Raw genomic sequence first — 638 nt, 5'->3', positions numbered from 1 at the left:
CCCACCATTTCTTCTTTTAGAAATGACTCTCAAGATGGGGCTATAGCTCAGCTGGGAGAGCGCCTGCCTTGCACGCAGGAGGTCAGCAGTTCGATCCTGCTTAGCTCCACCATTCTTGAGGAATTCTTCTCCACGAGGAATTAAAACTAATGTGGGCGATTAGCTCAGTTGGGAGAGCACCTGCCTTACAAGCAGGGGGTCACTGGTTCGAGCCCGGTATCGCCCACCATCTTTAAGCGCATTAGCGATAATGCTTTTAAAAATGGTTTTCATTAGCTAGTCATTAGCGAAAGAAACTTGCTCTTTAACAATTTGGAAAGCTGACTGATTTAAATAACACAGTTATTTAAATCAAATTAAAAGTTCTCAATGTTTATCTGCTCTTATTTATTAAGAACAGTAAACACAACACAAACACATTCAAGTGTCTTGTATTCAAAATTGAGTCCGGCAAACACGTAATAAGAACTAACCCTTCTTATTACAACCAAAACCTTGGTTAGTTGCCATACACTAAGACCCTTTCGGGTTGTATGGTTAAGTGACTAAGCGTACACGGTGGATGCCTTGGCAGTCAGAGGCGATGAAGGACGTATTAACTTGCGATAAGCCCAGATTAGGTAGTAAAAACCTTTTGA

2 tRNA genes and 1 rRNA gene are annotated in these 638 nt (G+C 41.7%); all 3 read left to right on the top strand.

Features of this window, described 5'->3' with window-relative positions:
- Positions 1 to 36: 36 nt before the first annotated feature.
- Positions 37 to 112: transfer RNA gene (locus L1D60_RS23450), tRNA-Ala, on the top strand.
- Positions 113 to 153: 41 nt separating this feature from the next.
- Positions 154 to 229, top strand: a tRNA-Val gene (locus L1D60_RS23445).
- Between the two features lie 306 nt (positions 230 to 535).
- A 23S ribosomal RNA gene (locus tag L1D60_RS23440) occupies positions 536 to 638 on the top strand; the annotation flags it as partial.

Source organism: Vibrio sp. Isolate30 (assembly GCF_022397975.1).
GTDB classification, from domain to species: Bacteria; Pseudomonadota; Gammaproteobacteria; order Enterobacterales; family Vibrionaceae; genus Vibrio; species Vibrio fortis.
The sequence above is the reverse complement of the archived record's forward strand: the minus strand, read 5'-3'. Positions and strand labels throughout refer to the sequence as shown.